This is a genomic window from Lactobacillus sp. ESL0791, assembly GCF_029433255.1.
Taxonomy (GTDB): domain Bacteria; phylum Bacillota; class Bacilli; order Lactobacillales; family Lactobacillaceae; genus Lactobacillus.
This window is the reverse complement of sequence record NZ_JAQTHU010000001.1, coordinates 1440573-1460680: the sequence shown is the minus strand read 5'-3', so window position 1 is coordinate 1460680 and position 20108 is coordinate 1440573. Positions and strand designations below refer to the sequence as shown.

At 41.3% G+C, this 20108-nt stretch carries 18 protein-coding genes and 1 pseudogene; all 19 read left to right on the top strand.

Annotated features, from left to right (window positions below; genetic code table 11):
* Positions 1–130: 130 nt before the first annotated feature.
* Positions 131–307, top strand: coding sequence for a hypothetical protein (locus PT285_RS07240; RefSeq protein WP_277149161.1), 177 nt, complete (start codon positions 131–133; stop codon positions 305–307).
* A complete protein-coding gene (gene tnpB / locus PT285_RS07235) occupies positions 297–638 on the top strand; it encodes an IS66 family insertion sequence element accessory protein TnpB (RefSeq protein ID WP_277149159.1) in 342 nt (113 codons plus the stop codon). Before PT285_RS07240 ends, tnpB begins: the two co-directional genes overlap by 11 nt.
* Positions 639–714: 76 nt before the next feature.
* Positions 715–2232 (top strand): annotated as a pseudogene (locus tag PT285_RS07230) (IS66 family transposase).
* A 963-nt stretch (positions 2233–3195) separates the two neighbouring features.
* Positions 3196–5046 carry a YSIRK-type signal peptide-containing protein gene (locus PT285_RS07225; RefSeq protein WP_277149157.1) on the top strand — a complete coding sequence of 617 codons (1851 nt, stop codon included), beginning with the start codon at positions 3196–3198 and terminating at the stop codon, positions 5044–5046.
* A gap of 97 nt (positions 5047–5143) precedes the next feature.
* Positions 5144–5413 carry a hypothetical protein gene (locus tag PT285_RS07220; protein ID WP_277149155.1) on the top strand — a complete coding sequence of 90 codons (270 nt, stop codon included), beginning with the start codon at positions 5144–5146 and terminating at the stop codon, positions 5411–5413.
* 272 nt (positions 5414–5685) lie between these two features.
* The gene (locus PT285_RS07215) at positions 5686–5904 is read left to right on the top strand and encodes a DUF1659 domain-containing protein (protein WP_277149153.1); all 219 of its coding nucleotides are present in this window, start codon (positions 5686–5688) and stop codon (positions 5902–5904) included.
* Positions 5905–5946: 42 nt separating this feature from the next.
* Positions 5947–6201: a DUF2922 domain-containing protein gene (locus PT285_RS07210; RefSeq protein ID WP_277149151.1), complete on the top strand. Its 255-nt coding sequence runs from the start codon at positions 5947–5949 to the stop codon at positions 6199–6201.
* 651 nt (positions 6202–6852) lie between these two features.
* Positions 6853–7755 (top strand): YSIRK-type signal peptide-containing protein, encoded by a 903-nt coding sequence (locus tag PT285_RS07205; protein WP_277149149.1) that lies wholly within the window; start codon positions 6853–6855, stop codon positions 7753–7755.
* Positions 7752–7973 carry an SLAP domain-containing protein gene (locus PT285_RS07200; RefSeq protein WP_277149146.1) on the top strand — a complete coding sequence of 74 codons (222 nt, stop codon included), beginning with the start codon at positions 7752–7754 and terminating at the stop codon, positions 7971–7973. The genes PT285_RS07205 and PT285_RS07200 overlap by 4 nt, the downstream gene beginning before the upstream one ends.
* 631 nt (positions 7974–8604) lie before the next feature.
* Entirely contained in the window at positions 8605–11265 is a 2661-nt protein-coding gene (polA, locus tag PT285_RS07195; protein ID WP_277149143.1) for a DNA polymerase I, read from the top strand.
* A gap of 12 nt (positions 11266–11277) precedes the next feature.
* Positions 11278–12108, top strand: a complete 831-nt coding sequence (mutM, locus tag PT285_RS07190) for a bifunctional DNA-formamidopyrimidine glycosylase/DNA-(apurinic or apyrimidinic site) lyase (protein ID WP_277149141.1) — start codon at positions 11278–11280, stop codon at positions 12106–12108.
* Positions 12105–12707, top strand: coding sequence for a dephospho-CoA kinase (coaE, locus tag PT285_RS07185; protein ID WP_277149139.1), 603 nt, complete (start codon positions 12105–12107; stop codon positions 12705–12707). Before mutM ends, coaE begins: the two co-directional genes overlap by 4 nt.
* A 2-nt stretch (positions 12708–12709) precedes the next feature.
* Positions 12710–13180 (top strand): transcriptional regulator NrdR, encoded by a 471-nt coding sequence (nrdR, locus tag PT285_RS07180; protein WP_277149137.1) that lies wholly within the window; start codon positions 12710–12712, stop codon positions 13178–13180.
* Complete coding sequence (locus PT285_RS07175) at positions 13180–14535, top strand: DnaD domain protein (protein WP_277149135.1); 1356 nt, start codon at positions 13180–13182, stop codon at positions 14533–14535. Before nrdR ends, PT285_RS07175 begins: the two co-directional genes overlap by 1 nt.
* Positions 14536–14543: 8 nt before the next feature.
* On the top strand, positions 14544–15440 hold the full coding sequence (dnaI, locus tag PT285_RS07170) for a primosomal protein DnaI (RefSeq protein WP_277149133.1): 897 nt from the start codon (positions 14544–14546) through the stop codon (positions 15438–15440).
* Positions 15441–15779: 339 nt separating this feature from the next.
* A complete protein-coding gene (gene thrS, locus PT285_RS07165) occupies positions 15780–17711 on the top strand; it encodes a threonine--tRNA ligase (protein ID WP_277149131.1) in 1932 nt (643 codons plus the stop codon).
* A gap of 192 nt (positions 17712–17903) precedes the next feature.
* Complete coding sequence (locus PT285_RS07160) at positions 17904–18641, top strand: amino acid ABC transporter ATP-binding protein (RefSeq protein ID WP_277149129.1); 738 nt, start codon at positions 17904–17906, stop codon at positions 18639–18641.
* 11 nt (positions 18642–18652) lie between these two features.
* A complete protein-coding gene (locus PT285_RS07155) occupies positions 18653–19468 on the top strand; it encodes a transporter substrate-binding domain-containing protein (RefSeq protein WP_277149127.1) in 816 nt (271 codons plus the stop codon).
* Positions 19465–20103: an amino acid ABC transporter permease gene (locus PT285_RS07150; RefSeq protein WP_277149125.1), complete on the top strand. Its 639-nt coding sequence runs from the start codon at positions 19465–19467 to the stop codon at positions 20101–20103. The genes PT285_RS07155 and PT285_RS07150 overlap by 4 nt, the downstream gene beginning before the upstream one ends.
* The last annotated feature ends 5 nt before the right edge of the window (positions 20104–20108 follow it).

Below are 20108 nucleotides of genomic sequence, written 5' to 3'. Positions count from 1 at the left end.
GCTTTTTCTGTTCTAAACCTGAAAGCTTAGCAAGCATATACTAAGTAAGCACAAAATAACTGGCCGTCTTCTACTAACCCGTTGGTTTTGCGATAATTAGCTCAAGAAATGATTTTTGAGGTGATTTATTTTGGAAGATAAACATGATTTCGTTGAAGTTAAATTAGATAGCCAACGGCCTAAATTGCCGCCCACTAAGGCACTACAATTAGGGATTGGGCAAAATAAAACCGTAATTGTTTATAATCGGATTCAAGATTATATTTTGCAGGCACTTTTAGAGGCGGTCTTTGATCATGATCATTGACTTACATCAAATTGATCGAATCTACCTAGTTTGCGGTAAAACCGATTTACGCAAGGGAATTGATGGACTAATTACGGTTGTCCAGAATCAATTTAAGCTGGATCCTTATTGTAGTAACTTATTTTTGTTTTGCGGTACGCGTAAAGATCGCTTTAAAGGCTTACTATGGGAAAATGATGGCTTTCTATTGTTGTACAAGCGCTATGAGAATGGTCGTTTGCAGTGGCCGAGCAACCAAGATGCTGTGCGGGAACTATCGGCTAAACAGTTAACTGGATTACTGCAAGGCTGGTCATTGGAGCCGACTATTCATCCTTATCAATTGTCATAGAAGGTGCCAGCTGTTATTGCGTAGCGCTTTCATTTATGCTAAACTCCTATTAATTTACTTAACAGGAGTTTTAAGCATGTCTGAAAAAGATCAAGAACTTATCAAAAAAGATCAAGAAATCGCTGAATTAAAAGCTAGAGTCAAAGAATTAGAAGAAATGGTTAAATATTTAACCAAAAAACTTTATGGAACTAAATCCGAAAAGGTTAATCCAGATCAGCTTTCGTTGTTAACGGATGATGATAGTGTTTTTAACTCAGCAGAGCACCCCGCAGACCAAAGCAAAGCCAACAAAACTGATCAGACGTGCACAAAGCCAGCACAGAAGTGTCAAAAAACGTCCAGAGCAGAAGCCTTAAACAGTAAAGTTGAAGTTAAGGTAACTATCCTCAAACCAGACCAGGATCATTGCATCCATGGTCACAAACTAACTAAGGTTGGCTGTAAACTGCTTCAGACTAAGCTGCGCTATGTTCCGGCTAAGTTGGTCAAAGAAGAAATTTATACCGAAATTTATAAGTGCGAAGATGCAGACGATGAGCAAACTATCTTTTATCAAGCTCAAGCAGCTACAGATTTATTTGCCCATAGCTTAGCAACATCAGATTTAGTAGCCGAAATAATTTATGATAAGCTAGCGTTAGGGACACCCTTATACCGGCAACTGCAGAACTGGCAACGCCTAGGCTGGCAGACTAGTAATGCAACTCTAGCCAATTGGGTAATTAATGGTGCTAAGCTTGTCAAACCAGTCTATGATGCAATTCATAAGCATTTGCTGGCACAGCCATATCTTCAAGGTGATGAAACAACTGTCCAGGTCTTGCGTGAAGCAAAGCGTCCAGCCCAGTTCAAGTCATATGCCTGGGTGATGCGAACGGTTGAAAGAGCTAAGCAGGCAGCAGTTTATTATGCTTATAGCCCCACGCGTGCTAGTAGTTTTGCCCAAGAACTATATCAAGGATTCACTGGCGTTTTGCAGTGTGATGGTTATGCTGGTTACAATCTAGTTGCTAGCAAGGCACGAGTTGGCTGCTGGGCTCATACGAGACGAAAATTCTTTGATGCCTTAAAAACTGACGAGCAAGCCCAAGTGCCATTTGACATTATTCAAAAAATGTTCGCTAAAGAATGAATGTGGCAGAATTTACCGGCAGCCGAGCGTTTAACGATGCGGCAAAAAGAACTGCAACCATTACTAGCTGAATTTTGGAAATGTGTGGTAGAAATCAAGGTATTGCCTAAGTCACGTTTAGGTAAAGCCATTGCTTATGCAAATGGACAACAAGAGTATTTAAATCATGTTTTAGATTATGGTGAAGTCGATCTAAGCAACAATACTTGTGAACAAGCAGTCAAGACTTTAGTGATTGACCGCAAGAATTTCCTTTTTAGTACAAGTCCTAAAGGCGCAGAAGCGAATGCAATTTGGTTAACGCTAATTAAAAGTGCGACTGAAAATGGCATAGATGCACTTGCATATCTAAAGCTTTTATTAGAGGAGCTGCCAAAATTAGGAGCTTTTCCCCCAGAAGAAGCATTGAATACATATATGCCATGGGAACAAAAGTCCACAAATCAAGAAGTCGCTTAAGCAGCAGAAAACGCCAAGAAAAGAAGAATCTTGACGCTTTTGTGCTGCTATTTGTATGCCTTCAAGTACGTGTGGTTATTTTGTGCTTACGTTGGAATCATTAGCTGGAGGTAAAATTTTCAGTTTGCCCAAAGCAAACTGCTCCAACCGATGGACAAGAATTGGCTATAAGACCGGTAATAGTGGATAAGGTTGCGCAGCAAACTGAAGTCTGATACTACGCAAAATTATTGCAGGTAAGCCAGCGATTAGGTGACAGGAAAGTTATTGTTCTTACCCGGTGAGGTCTGTTTTACCAGTTTATAATAGACAGGTTAAGTAGTGATACTTAATTGATAGGATAGAAGTTAGTCGAGGTCATAGTAGCTGTTAAAGCAGTGAAGGACCGAATTACAACAAATTGTATCTTATCTAGGAAGTAGAAGTCTGCATAGACAACAGAATGAGGACTACCAATAAAGAGTAGCTCTAGGAGAGTGAGGGTATGTCTGGAGTGTGCAACAGATTTCTGGTGAACAGAAGGATACAGAGACTTGAAGAGAGTAAAATTGTGCGCCGTATACGGAACCATGTGTACGATGGTGTGAGAGGTCGGTAATGTGAATTACCTCTTACTCGATGGTCAAACTTATTCGAGCAATAAGGTGAGGTCATTCTTAAAATATTAATTTAGTAAAATTTAGTGATTTGAGCTTGTTATTTATATCATGATAATATAAAATCTATGGCTTTAAAAATTTAAAATAGTATTCTTGGCTATAATATAAAATATTGTGCTTGTTAACATTTACAAGAATAAGACTAAAATTAAATAACTATTGTCTAATACAGCTTTTTATAAAATCTATCTATTATCTTTATTTATTACGTAGCGTTTATATATAATGTTTAATTTATTTACCAATGGATATATAATTCCTTTAGTTATGATAATTTTATTAATCTTAAAGGAAGTAATTACTTATGACAATAAAAAATAGTGAACAATTAAGGCAAAATTTGCTTCAAGCTAGCAAAGAACGCTTTTCAATTCGTAAATTAAGCATTGGGGCAGCTTCGGTGCTATTAGGATTAAGTTTAGCTGGTGCTGCTGGAGAAACTGCTAAGGCAGACACTGTTGATGTTCCAGGGCAAACACAAGATTCTGATACAAGCAATCAATCAGCAGTCACTACTACAAGTACAAATAATGACCAAGCATCTCCACAAGAGTCAGTTAATCAAGCTTCACAACGACCGATAGTTCCAGAGAAAGGCACACAATCGTCTGCTAAAGATGAAGATGTGACAACAGCACCAGAAAAGGATGCTTCAGCCAAGAGACAAATTACCCCAACGGCTTCACTACAACGTGGAATGCCTATAGTGGATAAGAGTCAAACAAAAGTGGGGACTTGGGACGAGTTTACGGCTGCATGTGCAGATGAAAAAGTGCGTAAAATCACACTGACAAATGACATTTCCGATAAAGGTGCACATTTTGCACACCCTGATCAACCGTCTGTAGATGTCAATGGTTATAAAATAATTGATGCTAATAATAAAACTATTACTAACGAAAATATTAAGTGGTTGGACATTAACGGTGCTAAAAGTCCACTAATTATTCAAAATGCAACAATCGCTATTGGTTCAAGTGACGCAACTTATCGGGTACAAGGTTTTAGTCATGTATATCTAAACGATTCAAAGCTAACCAATTTTGCTACGAATGATCCAACCAGTTTGTCAGGTAAAATCTCATATACAGCGGCAAATAATATGTATGAATGTTTTAAAAATTCTGTTGAAATAGCTCCTGGTTCCCAGATAGATATGAATATTGATGTTTTATCCGATAATCATCCTGAGCTATTGTGTGGTGGTGGTCTAATAATTGGAAATGGTTCAACAGTCAATATCAAGACTCGTGACCAAGAAACTATAGATACGAATGTGTTTGTAATTGGTGATGATGCTAATTTATCAATTGATTCTGATGCATGTTGGCAAGGTGGAAGCTTAATGAACGGAATTGATTTTCAAGTTGGCAATAATGCCAGCTTTTTAATGAATGATTGGCATTATTTTAATTTTCAAACAGATATAAATATTACAGCGACTAATCCGAGATTAATCAAAACTTATGGAGTTATTGTTGGGCATACCGATATTACTGGACAAAATATTGCGGTAAGTGATGGAGAGAATAATTGGCTGCTGAATCGAGCCACTAATCTTAATTTAGGTTCAGGTTCACCTCGACCTGATTTTGCTGGTACTGTTGATGTTACAACCGATGATCCTTATTCAAATTCAGCGGATGAAATCATTACTGACGGTAAGGCCAATTACATTTATGCTGGTTTTAGTGGTGAAAAAGCGTTAGAAGCTTATAATTTAGCAACACCAGTCTCTTCATTTTGGTTAGGAACGGACGTGGATCAAGTGCTTATAAAGTCTGATGCTGGCTTGTATGATGTTAAAGCAAGTCCAATAACTGTCAATAAAGGGCAAAAAATTTCACTTGCAGATTTGACATCCAGTTTAACCTTCATTGATAATCATGGCTTTATTTATACATTGGAGCAATTACAGGGGAAGGGTGGCACAAGACCAATCGTTGTTGATGCTAATTTACTTGCTGGCAAAGTGATGAATAATGATGGTCAACTGGCAAATCTTAATTTCTCAATTGATGACAATGGAAACTTTGTAAGTGATATTAACAGTTTAGATGGCCGTTTGGGCAATATGGTTCTCCGGGTAATGTACGCTGATGGTACGTATGATGATGTACCAGTTAAAGTGACAATTGCGGATAAGACGGCGTAATCTTGTTGCATATTTGAAAACCTAAATATTTTGTAGAAGTCTCTTAGATTTGAACCTAAGAGATTTTTGTTAGGTTAATCAGCATGGGAAGTAAAGAATGAAGAAAAAGAAGTTGCAAATGATGAAGTTGTCGAAAGTTTGGCTTGGAATTAAAAAATTGGGGAAAGCAATAATTATAGGGTTAGAGATAATTTTGATAGCAGCTGCTGTTTTAGTTGATTACTCTAAAGGATCAAAATTTATGGATTTTATATGGGTTGTTCTTAGCTTGACTCTTTTATTGGTAGTAAGCTGGATTTACTTTTATAAATATGAGACATTAGAAAAATTGATGAATACAAGAAAAAGAAATAAATTTGATTATTGAAGCCAATATGAGAAAGGATTGAATTAGATTAGTCTATTAAGATGAAAGGTACAATTGCGTATTTTTTCTGAATTTCATAATTAGAACGGCTGAGTTTAAAAAATTAAAGCCTATAAAACTAGAATACCGATTTTTACTTTTTGTGAAATAAATAATTTGAAAAAGCATGTTACATTTTCGGGTTCTAAATCGTTAGTATTAGTGTAAGACATCCAGCGCGCAGGTTACTTACATAAAATAGCAACATCAAGAATACGAGAGAGGTTTTTACGATGAATTTTGAACTAATAGCTCAGTCAATCCAATATACTTTCAGCAATGCTAAATACAAAGACGGCAAAAAGTCTCGAATTTTTAAAAATGTGCGTGAACAATCCTCAGCTGATAGCTTAGCCAAAGTTGGCAAGGCGATTGCGGGTCTGCAAGATGATGCCTTGAGTGAAGCAACACTGATTCAGAAGCAGGGCATTCAGCTTAGTGAACAAGAATAGTATCATAGCGATAATTGGCAGCAGAAAATAAGGAGATAAAAAATGACAACGACTACTACACTAAAATTAACTTTTTTGAACAGTAAAAACAAAAAGACCAGCTTATCATTTCCGGATGCGGCAGATAATCTGGGCGCAGATGCAGTGCGCTCGGCAATGAACGTGATTTCCGGTGAAAATGTCTTTGAGAAGGAAGAAACTGAATTGTACAAGGTTCCTAAAGCCGCTGACTATATTAAACGGACGGTTACCAGTGTGTTTGATGATCCGCAGGCTGCGGCGGGCGGAGCAGAATAGCCTTTATAGGTTTCTGGTGATTCTTTAAGCAATAAATATTTTAATTTAGCAGTGAATCGATTTTCAACGAATAATTGATTCACTGTTTTTTTGGCTTAAATTTTAAGCAAAGTAATAAATAGACTGATTCTTATTAAATATGTAAAAGACATTTATACAAATACACTTAAGAAATTTTAAAGGTACTCCTTTCAGCTTGTCTGATATAGCTGAATTTTATAAATAGCTTATCATGGATAGCTTATCAGCGTAAACATATTACTTATTTACTATTGCTATAATTTAGCAGTTATTATTTAAGCGATATATCCATAAAATTAATAATTATAATACTAAATTATAAATTTAATATAGCTAACTTATATTCAACTTGATAAATAGCATATTTATTAACTGATAATATAATTATTAGTTTTGCTTCAAAAAATTAATTTATCAAATCCCTATATGACAATGATTTTATCACGTGAATGATTTGCATATTTATTTAAAATCGCTTGCTCAAATTAACTATCTGCTTATATAAATATTTATTTTAAATTAATGCTACAAAATAATGTTTATTATATTTTATTTAAAAAGTTTGGTTTTTACTAAAATAATGGTAATATATATTTATTAAAATTAATTTTAATGATAAAGGAGAATAACATGCTGGGGAAATCGAATTTTAGTGAAAAGCTAAAAACAGTGGAAATGCAGTCTAAAAGGGACCGCTTCTCTATTAGAAAGCTGGCAGTTGGTACAGCGTCTGTTTTAATAGGTTTTAGTTTCATGGGTGCGGCAAGTCAAATGGCTAAGGCAGATACTGTGGGTTCAGGTAGTCAAGAAGCGGATATTGAAGACAGCAGGCAAACCGAAAGCAAGGAAACAGGTCTGAATATTAGTGATAATGCTGGGGCAACAACTAATAGTAAAAAAGCAAACAATGTGTCTAAAGCTGATGTGACCACATATTCAGGGCTAAAGAGTTTCTTACATGATGGCTCGGAGCAAACTGCTTCAACTAAAGAAATTGAAAGTCCAACTGCGGAATCACGTGCTGAAACTAAGTCCGCAGATAGTGCTGCGAATTTGGCTACCGCTGCTACTGATTTGCAAGCCGAAATTAAAAAAGGCAATGACTTTGTCGCAACTGAGCCGTTTAAGCAAGCTGCAGAGGATAGGCAAAAAGCGGTAACAGATGCGATTACTCAGGGCCAGGATGTCTTGGATAAATACAATAAATTCGTTGATACAAATGATGCAGCATTTAAAGTAAGTTTGTTTGATTTAACAGACGCTAAAACAACGATTAGCGTCATGATCACAGCGGCTACAAATAATGTAGATGCACAAATTACGCCAAGAATGGCTTTGCCTAATTTTGGCGGTTGGGCTTTGGACTACAATAATGGTACTTTGAAAATTAATGCTGTTTCTTCTACAAACAAAGTGAATGGCAGTTCATTGTTGACAACATATTTAAGTACGAATGGTGTAAAATTGGCAAGAACAGGTACATTAAGAAAGATAACTTCCCGCCAACTGCAGGAACATCACTTCCCGGCTTGAACAAGGGTAGCCTGTCAACAACTGGCAGCCGGATGCGATTGAAGCACAATGCTTATCTTTATGATGAAAATGGCAATCGTTCAAACAGCCTGATTCTAAATTCGGGTTCAATTATTCAAACACATGGTTCAAAGCAGATTAATGGTCAGACTTACTATGCGGTTGATACCGGTGAATACATCAATACAAAGAATATTGAAGATAACTGGATAGGATAATTACGAGCAAAAAATATTTAAAACGATGTTCGGCAGTATACTGAATGCTGTTTTTGATTATACGGAAAGCAAATTATTTTAAAATTAAATAACTATTTGCCAAAAATTATCAGCATAAAAAATATTTTCTAATTTAAGCTACAATTTGTTGTGCTTTGATTTATAAAAATGTCTTACAAAATAAAGCCATAACTATAATCTTAATCTTAAGACTAGCTGGTAATTAAAGGAATTATTTAATATTATTTTAAAAAGTTGTTTAAATTTTATCAAATTAATGATAATATAAAGATATAATATTTTTAATGAATTTAAATAACATAAATGATAAATTGTTATTTTATAAAAGGATAAAGACAAATCCTTGGGAGGAGGGATAGCCCCAGAATTAAAGAACGGGCGCTAATACATTAAAATTATTTTTACCGTACATGAAAAGGGGCGCTTGCTTATAGTTGCCTCTTTTTTGCTTGTTAATTTTAATTATCATGTTTGAGGGCACGTTTAATATTTTCGTATTATTCCCCGGGAAATTTTAATCATTGCCTTTATATGAACTTAAGACTGCTAGAAAAGAGCAAAAACTGGTAAAATAGGTAAGAGATTAATTTGTTGTATTAAAGGAGAACAAATGGCTGCTAAAAAATTGCTTTTAATTGACGGAAATTCTGTTTCTTTTCGGGCCTTCTATGCCCTTTATCGTCAGCTCGAAGACTTTAAGAATCCTGAAGGCCTTCATACCAATGCCATTTATGCCTTCAAAAATATGCTGGATGTCCTGCTGAAAGACGTAAAGCCAACTCATGTCCTTGTTGCCTTCGATGCTGGCAAGATGACGTTTAGAAACAAGATGTATAGCGACTATAAGGGTGGCCGGCAGAAGACGCCGAGTGAATTGCTGGAACAGCTGCCCTACATTCAGGAAATGCTGCACGATTTGGGCATTGCTACCTACGAACTTAAAAATTATGAGGCCGATGATATTATCGGTACCTTTGTCAATCTGGGTGAGCAAAATGATTTTGAAACCACAGTAGTCACAGGGGACAAAGACTTAACCCAGCTTGCTTCACCAAGCACGACCATTATGGTGACTAAATCTGGGGTTTCTAAGCTTGAGGCCTATACGCCCGAGCACATGATGAAGGTTAATGGAGTTACCCCGACTCAGTTCATTGATATGAAAGCCCTGATGGGGGATAATTCGGATAATTATCCCGGCGTGACCAAGGTCGGTCCCAAGACCGCTTCCCGTCTGATTGCGCAGTATGGCTCAATTGAAAATTTGTATGACCACGTTGATGAGATGAAGAAATCCAAGCTCAAGGAGAATCTGATTAACGACAAGGACACGGCCTTTTTAGCGAAAAAATTAGCAACGATTGATCGGGAGAGCCCCGTTACAATTGGCATTGCTAACGTCAAGCGCCAAGAGATTGATTATCAGAAGCTGCGAGAATTTTATGAACAGATGAATTTCCGAAAATTTTTGAGCGAATTGCAGGTTGATACCGATCAGGATGACACCGCAGCAGAAAAGATTGCCTACACCGTTTTAGATAAAGAAACACTTGCTCAGGTCAAAGCTGCCCCCAGGAAGAGGATTGATTTTTATTTGGGAATGCTAGGTGATAATTATCACCTGGCTGATTTTATTGGTTTCGCCTTGAATATTGCTGGGCAAATTTATGTCAGCCGTGATGTGTCGCTGCTGCAGGAACAACCGCTGAAGCAGATCCTGGAAGATGAACAAGTTGCTAAAAATGTTTTTGACCTCAAGCGGACCATGGTCGGCCTGAACCGTCTGGATATCAAGGTCCACGGCATTGACTACGACATGCTGCTGGCTTCCTACTTGATTAACAATGAGAACAATTCAAATGACGTCGGCGAAATCTGCCACCTATACGATGATTATTCGGTCAAAACCGATCTTGAGGTTTACGGCAAGGGCAAGAGTATGCGTGTTCCTGACGATGATGCCGTGCTTTACAATCACCTGGCATCGATTGTCCAGGCACTGGCTAAATTAAAGGCCATCTTGCTGGCCAAGCTGAAAGACCACGAGCAGGATGACTTGTTTGACAGCATTGAGATTCCGACGGCTCGCGTATTAGCTGTGATGGAAATGAATGGCATGAAGGTGGAGGCTGGCACGCTGATCCAGCTGCAGAATGAATTTGCAGTCAAGCTCAACGAAATGGAAGACAAAATTTATCAGCAGGCGGGTGAGCGCTTCAACCTTAATTCACCTAAGCAGCTGGGTCATATTCTGTTTGAAAAGCTGGGGCTGCCGCCTCTGAAGAAAACCAAAACGGGTTATTCGACATCGGTTGAGGTCCTAAAGCAGCTCAGCACCCAAAGCCCGATTGTCAACGAAATTTTGGATTACCGGCAGATTGCCAAGATTCAGTCAACCTATGTTAAGGGTTTGCTGGATGTGATTCAAAAAGACGGCCGTGTTCATACCCGTTACCTGCAAACTTTGACAGCAACTGGCCGCTTGTCGTCGGTTGATCCCAACCTGCAGAATATTCCGACAAGGACGGAAGAGGGCAAACAGATTAGGAAGGCCTTTGTACCGACCACCAAAGACGGGTATATTTTTTCCTGTGACTATTCACAAATCGAGTTGCGAGTCCTGGCCCATGTTTCCGGTGATGAAAACATGCAGGAAGCCTTTAAGACCGGCTATGACATTCACTCGCACACGGCAATGAAGATTTTTCACCTTGCTTCTCCGGATTTGGTCACACCGCTGATGCGGCGCCGGGCCAAGGCGGTTAACTTTGGGATTGTCTACGGTATTTCTGATTACGGCTTGTCAAAGAATCTGGGAATCAGCCGCAAGCAGGCCAAGGAATTTATTGATAATTACTTTGAGCAGTATCCGCAGATCAAGGATTACATGGATAAGGCCGTACAGGTGGCCCGGGAAAACGGCTATGCCGAAACGATCATGCACCGGCGTCGTTACCTGCCTGACATTCATTCCAAGAATTTTAATGTGCGCTCATTTGCGGAACGGACAGCGATTAATTCGCCGATTCAGGGTTCTGCTGCCGATATTATCAAAATTGCTATGATTAATATGCAAAGAAAGCTGGACGAATTGCACCTCAAGACCAAGATGGTAGTCCAGGTGCACGATGAGTTGATTTTTGATGTGCCTAAGGAAGAGCTGGAAACAATTAAGAAGATTGTTCCAGAAGTAATGCAGTCAGCAGTCAAGCTGGACATTCCGCTGGTTGCGGATTCCGGCTGGGGCCACAATTGGTATGATGCAAAGTAGAGGTAAGAGTTAATGCCAGAGATGCCGGAAGTTGAAACGGTTAGAAGAACGTTGAATCCGCTGATTACGGGTAAAACAATCAAGAAGGTGACGCTGTGGTACCCCAAAATTATTGCCAGCGATCCGAATGAGTTTGCGGCGGTCCTTCCTGGTAAAAAGATTGTAACGATCGACCGTTATGCAAAGTACCTGCTGATTCGTTTGAGCGGCAACCTAACGATTGTTTCACACTTAAGAATGGAAGGAAAGTACCGCCTGACAACGGCATCTGAACCTAAGGACAAACACGACCATGTTCAGTTTGAATTTACTGATGACACAGCCCTGCGCTACAACGATGTACGCAAGTTTGGCCGCATGCAGCTTGTCGAAAGCGGCACAGAAAAAGTTGTCACTGGAATCAGCAAGTTGGGCTATGAACCTAATTCGCCGGAATTTACGGCGGCCTATTTGGCAGCGGGTCTGCGTCGTAAGAAGAAAAATATCAAAAGTACTCTGCTTGATCAGAGCATTGTCGCCGGTCTGGGCAACATTTATGTTGATGAGGTCTTGTGGCGGACAAAAATTCATCCGCTGAGTCTGGCCAATAAGATTCCAGCGAAAAAGGTCAATGAGCTGCAGCACAATATTAATTCTTTGATCGCCCAGGCAATTACCAAGCACGGAACTACTGTCCACACCTATCTTGATGCCAACGGGCAAATTGGCGGTTTTCAGGAAATGCTGCAGGTTTACGGCCATGCAGGGGAACCATGCAGGTTGTGCGGCACGGTTTTAGAGAAAATCAAGGTCGGCGGTCGTGGTACCACTTTTTGCCCTAGCTGTCAGGTGCTTTACAAATGACTTTGGTTTTGGGTCTAACTGGGGGAATTGCCAGCGGCAAGAGCACAGCGGATCGTTTTTTCAGCAGGCAGGGCATACCCGTGATTGACAGCGACCAGATTGCCCACGATCTTTTAAATGTTGGTCAGCCCAGTTGGCAGCAGGTCAAGAAACATTTTGGCAAAGAGTTTCTTAATGTGGACCAAACGGTTAACCGGAAAAAACTCGGTGAGCTGGTTTTTTCGGATCCTAAGCAGCTGCAAGTTTTAAATGAACTGACGCATCCGCTGATTGATCGTGAGCTGGCTGCTGAGATAAAAATGCAGCGTCAAAAAAGGGCGTCCCTTCTTATTGTCGATATCCCACTCTTGTTTGAAGCGGGAATGAGTGCTCAATTTGACGCCACCCTTTTGATTACGGTGCCGCAATCTGTTCAGCTGGCGCGGTTAATGGCACGCAATGGACTTACAAAAGAAGAGGCCCAGGCACGGATTGCCAGTCAGATGCCGCTTTCGGCGAAAGAAGAACTGGCAACATATGTAGTGGTCAACACCGGTACAATAAAAGAATTAGAAGCTAAACTAACACAGTTGTTAAAACAGATAAAAAAGGAGCCATAATTATGGAGTGTCCAAATTGTCATCAGAATGCTTCACGGGTAATTGATTCCCGTCCCAGCGACGAAAATCGCGCAATCAGGCGCAGGCGTGAATGTGAAAATTGCGGCTTCCGCTTCACGACGTTTGAGCGGATTGAAACCAGCCCCTTGCTTGTCATTAAGAATGATGGCACGCGGGAACCCTTTAGCCGCAAAAAAATCTTGCACGGTGTGATGGCGGCGGGGCAGAAGCGCCCAATTACCAGTGAAGAATTTGAACAGCTGGTCAACCATGTTGAAAACAAGGTTAGGAAACTTGGTGTCAATGAAATCTCATCAAAAAAAATCGGTCAATTTGTGATGGATGAACTGGCTGATTTGGATGATGTTGCCTATATCCGTTTTGCCTCGATTTACCGCGAATTTAAAGACATGTCCAGTTTTATGAAGACAATGGAAGACATGATGGTTAAACGGGAGAAGGAAAATTCATAATGTATTCCAATTCTGATCCCAAGCAGCCATTTTTTATTATCAACAAGGTTGCTTTATTTCCAGATGACATTAAAATTTTGATTAAGTTATACCAGCCGCTGGTTGGTCCCGTTGCTTTGTCCCTGTATTTGACTCTGAACGAGGATTTTTCTGCTAATGCCATTTTGTCGGATGCTACGGGTCTTTACCACTTACAGGAGCAGCTTGACTGCAGCCTACCAAACCTCTTTAAGGCACTGCACAAGTTGGAAGCGGTCGGCCTGATCAAAACGCTGCTGCTGAATAATGAAGTCATGGGACAAGTAATCACGTTTGAATTATTAAAGGTGCCATCCGCGGCAGAATTTTTTGCAACTGCGCTTTTATCCAGTCTGCTGAAAGAAAAAGTGGGGGTTAGTTCCTTTAAGAATTTGAGTCATGAATTTGCTAGTCGGTCTAAGGAACAAAAAAATTTGGTTAACGGCTTGAATTCCAGCAGGGATGTTTCGGCCTCATTTATCGATGTGTTCCGTTTGCCCGACCAGGAAGCCATTAATCCATCGGCAGAAGTTGAGCAGGCCGCTAAGGAAAATCAGGTTGAGCAGGTCAAGGAAGCCCAAGTTAACGATCATGCGGTGGTTGACTGGGACTTGATGAAGCAGCAATTTTTGCTTTACCAGATTCCGGAGAAGCAGGTTGAACTGAACAAAAAGCAGATTCAGGGTCTGATGCAGACCTACGGTTTATCGGAGCAGGAATTCGTTGACGAGACACTGCCGTGTCTTCACGGCAGCTACACATTAAATATGCGGGAGATCAGCCAAAGCCTCGCAGAGAATTACCGTTTGACTGGGCGCCGTCAGCAGGTTAAGCAGGAATTGGCAGCACCGTCAGCTAATAAGCAGGATACTTCCGCATTTAATGGAAAAGAGCAAAAGATTCTGCGGTTGGCCCAGACGTTATCGCCGGCCCAATTTTTATATAAAATGAAAAAGGAAAAGGGCGGTTTTGTTTACGCCAGTGAAAACCAGATTATCAATAATCTGCACAACCAATACGGTCTGCCCGCAGATTTAGTCAACATTCTTATCTATACCTGTCTTGGCTTTAACCCCGCTTTATCTGCTAATTTGGCCTACAGCATTGCCAATGACTGGCTGCAGAACGGCGTGAAGACGGCGGATCAGGCGCTAGCGTACGTGACTAAGCGCCGCGAAGGCAAGAACCAGAAACGGAAGGTTTATAATAACTATCATAAGCGGGTCGAAAAGGGCACAGATTGGTCGAAAACGAAGGCTAAAAATGAGGAAAATGTTTCGTCAGAAGAATTAAAACAATTTTTCAAAAACTTGGAAGATAAGAACGGCATGAAGTAGGTGAAATTATGCAGGCAATTGGCAAGATAATCGAAGAAATAAGCAAAAAATATGACTTAGGGGATCCGGCTGCAATCAAACAAAAGGTCTTGGCGGATTCGGATATTCAGGCTTTTATTAAAGAAAATCAAGCGCGGGTTAATGCTGCCATGATTGAGCGCAGCATGGCCAATTTATACAAGTTTTATTCGCAAAAATACGGGCAAAATAAGGCAATGGCCGGGTATCAGGCTGAGCTGTTTTTGAACAACAATGTAATTGATGTTACGTACAAGCCCACCGCTGCCAAAATTGCCAGCGATCATGAGAAAAGCACGAAGAAGCACCTGCAGCTGATTGATTTGCCGCAGAACCTGCATGATGTTCGCTTAAGCCAGGTTGATATTACTCAGGGACGAAGCGAGGCGATTGCCTTGATCAGTCATTTTTTGGATAAATATGGGGAAAAGCCGCACCAAAAAGGCTTGTACTTGTCCGGTAATTTTGGTGTCGGTAAAACCTATCTTTTGGCCGGTTTGGCTAACCAGGTTGCAGCAATGGGCAAGAACGTGATTTTCCTGCACGTTCCGACATTTATTGCCGGCTTATCCAGCCACTTTGAGGACAACAGCTTGCAGGATGAGATTAAACGGGTCGCCGATTGCGATCTGCTGATTTTGGATGACATTGGGGCGGAGACACTGAGCCAGTGGTCGCGTGATGATGTCCTTGGCGTCATTTTACAGGCACGCATGGACAAAGTGCTGCCGACCTTTTTCTCTTCAAATTTAGCGATGAAAGACTTGGAAGATCATTTTAAGGAAACCAAAAATGCCATTGATCCGGTCAAGGCTGCCCGACTGATGGAGCGCGTGCGCTTTTTGGCAAAGGAAGTTGTGGTTGCGGGTGAGAACAGAAGACGATAAAAAATTTATTTGTAGTGATAATTTGTTCGAATAGTTTTTGCTGCTAAATATTTTTTTAAAAAGTTCTTGCATTAAAAATAAATTTGTTTATAATTAGGTTCAATCAATGAACATGATGATTTCGTTTCAGAGAGAAGAACCTAGTTCTGGAAGTTCTTTACTTGAAGTCACCCCACTCATTTGAACTCAAAATTTGAAAAATGGTTGGATCCCATTACCGATCCGTAACGAGGAGGTTAATTTTAACCTTAATTTTGGGTGGAACCACGTTAATGCGTCCCAGTGCTTAGTGCACTGGGACTTTTTTGTTTTTAAAAATATTTGGAGGTAAACATAAATATGAGTTTTTCAGTTACTTTGCCGGACGGCGCAAAGAAAGATTACGAAGAGACTGTTTCTGTTCTAGAAATTGCCAAGGGAATTTCAACTTCTCTTGCCAAGAGCGCAGTTGCCGGGAAAGTTAACGGTCAACTGAAGCCGCTTGACTATCAAATCAGCGGGGATGCAGAAGTTGCCATTGTAACCGATAAGGATGAAGAAGGGTTAGATGTTTTACGGGCAACGGTTGCCTTTGTGTTTGAGGCTGTTGCCAAGAAGGCTTATCCTGAACTTCGTTTTGGCGAGCATGCAGCTGATAAAGATGGTTTCTTTGTCGACACCGACAAGGAAAATCAAATCAAGATTAACGAGTTGCCACAGCTGGAAAAAGCTTTGCAAAAAGCCGTTAAGAGCGGCGAAAAAATTGAATATGGTGAAATGCCTAAGAGTAAACTTGAAGATCTTTTCAAGGATGATCCATACAAACTCGCTTTATTAAAAGACGAAAAAGATCCGGTTGCGGTTTATAAGCTGGGCGACTTCGTTGATTTCGGCTTCGCAGCCCTTTTGCCAAATACCGGTAAAATTAAACAGTTCAAGCTTTTGTCGGTTGCCGGTGCTTACTGGCAGGGCCAATCATCTAACCCGATGCTGCAGCGAATTTCCGGAACGGCCTTCTTCAAGAAAGCTGATCTGGATGCCGACCTGAAGCGGCGTGAGGACATTAAGGAGCGCGATCACCGGACAATCGGCCGTGACCTTGACCTCTTCTTCGTTGATCCGAAAGTTGGTGCCGGCTTGCCATACTGGATGCCGAAAGGAGCAACAATTCGCCGCGTCATCGAGCGCTATATCATCGACAAGGAAGTTGCCTGGGGCTACCAGCACGTTTACACGCCAGTACTGATGAACCTCGATGCTTACAAGACTTCCGGCCACTGGGCACATTACCGTGACGATATGTTTCCGCCAATGGACATGGGTGACGGCGAAATGCTGGAAATACGGCCGATGAACTGCCCGTCCCATATTCAAATTTACAAGCACCACATTCGTTCTTACCGGGAACTGCCAATCCGAATTGCCGAACTGGGAATGATGCACAGATATGAAAAATCCGGTGCCTTGTCAGGCTTGCAGCGGGTGCGAGAAATGACCCTGAATGATGGTCACACCTTCGTTGCACTTGATCAAGTCAAATCTGAATTTTCTCGAACATTGAAATTAGTGCTGGATGTCTACAAGGACTTTGACATTAAGGACTATTACTTCCGTCTGTCATACCGTGACCCGAAAAACACCAAGAAGTACTTTTCTAACGACGAAATGTGGGAGAGAAGCCAGTCAATGCTGAAAGAGGCCATGGATGACCTGGGACTTGACTATGTTGAGGCCGAAGGTGAAGCTGCCTTCTACGGACCAAAATTAGACATTCAAACCAAGACGGCTTTGGGTACCGACGAGACGATGTCAACGATTCAATTAGACTTCCTGCTGCCAGAACAATTTGAGCTGACTTATGTTGGTCAAGACGGTGAAGACCACCGGCCGGTAATGATCCACCGCGGAATTGTCGGCACGATGGAAAGATTTATTGCTTACCTGATTGAAATATACAAGGGCGCCTTTCCAACATGGCTGGCACCGGTTCAGGTTGAGATCATTCCGGTTAACCCTGATGCCCACAGCGATTACGCTAAGAAGGTCCGCGACGAACTGAATAAGCGCGGTTTCCGGGCTGAGGCAGACCTGCGAAATGAAAAACTGGGCTACAAGATTCGCGAATCGCAAACCCAAAAGATTCCGTACACCTTGGTTCTGGGTGATAAGGAAATGGAAAGTAACGGAGTTAATGTCCGCCGTTACGGTACTGAAGAAGAAATTTCCAAGAGTATGGCCGAATTTATTAAGGAAATCGACCAGGATGTTAAGTCATATTCAAGAGAAAAATAAAATAATTTAGGTAAAATAATTAATTTGTGAAAATGTATTAGTCACTTACAACACTTTTAAATTTAAAAAATCTGTTAATATTTGCACGTCGAGTTACAACTGTAGTGTGGACGGTATGCTCTATTGGATTTTAGCTAGCTGAGTGTTTCAATCTGATACTTAAATTTAATGCTTTTATATAAGGAGAAATTTATGTCGATGATCGAATTCCGCAACGTGCAGAAATTTTACGGTAAATTCCACGCTTTGCATGATATTAATTTAACAATTGATCAGGGTGAAACCGTTGTTTTAATCGGGCCTTCTGGTTCCGGGAAAAGCACCTTGATTCGCACAATTAACGGCCTGGAGTCGATTGAGGGCGGGAAGTTAATCGTTAACAACCGTGATTTGGCCGATCCCAAAACCAATGCCAACCTTTTGCGTCGGGATGTGGGGATGGTGTTCCAGCATTTTAACCTTTACGCTAATAAAAGTGTTTTGGAAAATATTATGCTGGCACCGCGGATTGTCAGCCACATGCCTGAAACCGAAAATAAGAAGCAGGCACTTGAGCTGCTTGAAATGGTTGGACTGAAAGACAAGGCGCAGAATATGCCGTCCCAGATTTCGGGCGGGCAGAAGCAGCGGGTCGCCATTGCGCGCTCGCTGGCCATGCATCCCAAGCTATTGTTATTTGATGAGCCAACCTCGGCGCTTGATCCCGAGATGATTGATGAGGTGCTGCAGGTTATCAAGAAGGTAACAACGGCTAGCGAGATGACCTCGTTGATCGTGACCCACGAAATGGGTTTTGCCAAGGAAGTGGCAAACCGGGTGATCTTTATGGATGAGGGCCGGATTGTTGAAGACGATGACAGTTCAGCGTTCTTCAAGCAGCCGCAGACACAGCGGGCCCAGCAATTTTTGAGTAAAATCATTGCGCACTAGGGAGGCCCATTATGAAGAAAAATTTTTGCTTGCTTTCCTTACTGTTCAGTGTCTTGCTGCTTGTGGGCTGCGGCCGAAGCGTGACCGATGAGTCGGCGTTAAAAACGGTTCGCCAGTCTAACACGATTACCTGGGGCGTTGAGGGTGATAAAAAGCTCTTCAGCCTAATTGATGTCCGTGATGACCAGGTCAAGGGTTTTGACATTGACATGGCCAAAGCTGTGACCCGCGAGGTTTTAGGACCTAAGGGCAAGGTAAAGTTTATTTTAGCAACCTCCCAGTCGCGGATTCCTTTGCTTAAAAACGGCAACGTTGACGCGGTAATTGCCACAATGACAATTACGGCGGAACGGGAAAAAATAATTGATTTTTCTCATTCTTACTTTAATGCCGGAAAAACCTTGCTGGTTCCCAACGATTCCAAGATAAAGAACGTTCATGATCTGAACGGTAAAACGGTGATCGGAATTTTGGGCGACAATTCTGTTGACGTGGTCAAGCGCTTTGCGCCCAAGGCCAAGGTGATTGCCATGCAGGATTACGGTCAGGCGGTTTCAGCTCTAAAGTCGCATCAGGGTGATGCTCTGACCAGTGACAACGGCGTACTTTACGGCTTAGCTGCCGAAAATCCTTCTTTGAAGGTCTGCGGTGGTACATTCACCAAGGAGCCATACGGGATTGCGGTTAACAAACACCAGCGCGGCTTTGAAGCGGCGGTTAACCGTGCGGTCATTAAAATTCAGCGCAGCGGTGAATATAACCGCTTGATTAAAAAGTGGTTCGGCCAGGTACCGGGCTTTAACTATCGGAGGTTGTATTACAAATGATTAATATTTTTGAACATTTTAGCAATCAGTTGCTAGTTGGTTTTGGCTGGACGCTCTTGTCGAGTCTGATTGCCCTAGTCTTTAGCTTAGTGTTTGGTATTTTGCTGGCAGTGTTAGAGGTATTACCCAATAAAGTAGCTAATGTCTTGGGTCACGCCTATGTTGAGCTTTTTCGCAACATTCCTCTGTTGATTATTGTCATGTTTTTCTATTTGATTGTTCCGAAATATTTTACCCAATTGAATGGTTTTACTGCTGGCACAATCGGTTTGTCTCTTTATACGGCGGCATTTATCGCCGAGATAATTCGCTCAGGTATCCAGTCGGTAGCAGCGGGGCAGATGGAGGCGGCCCGGGCAAACGGAATGACTTACGTTCAGGCAATGCGTTATATTGTTTTTCCGCAGGCTTTCAAAATTGTGGTGCCGCCTTTAGGCAACCAGTTTGTTAACCTGATCAAGGATTCTTCAATTCTGGCCTTTGTTGCCGGTTTTGACCTGATGTACCAAGCTAATGCGATTGCTTCAACCACCTTTGACACGATCAATACTTACCTGGTGATCGGTGTCTTGTATCTGGTGATTACCATGCCGCTTAGTTATTACATGAAACACTTGGAAAGAAACTTGGCTTAGGGGGA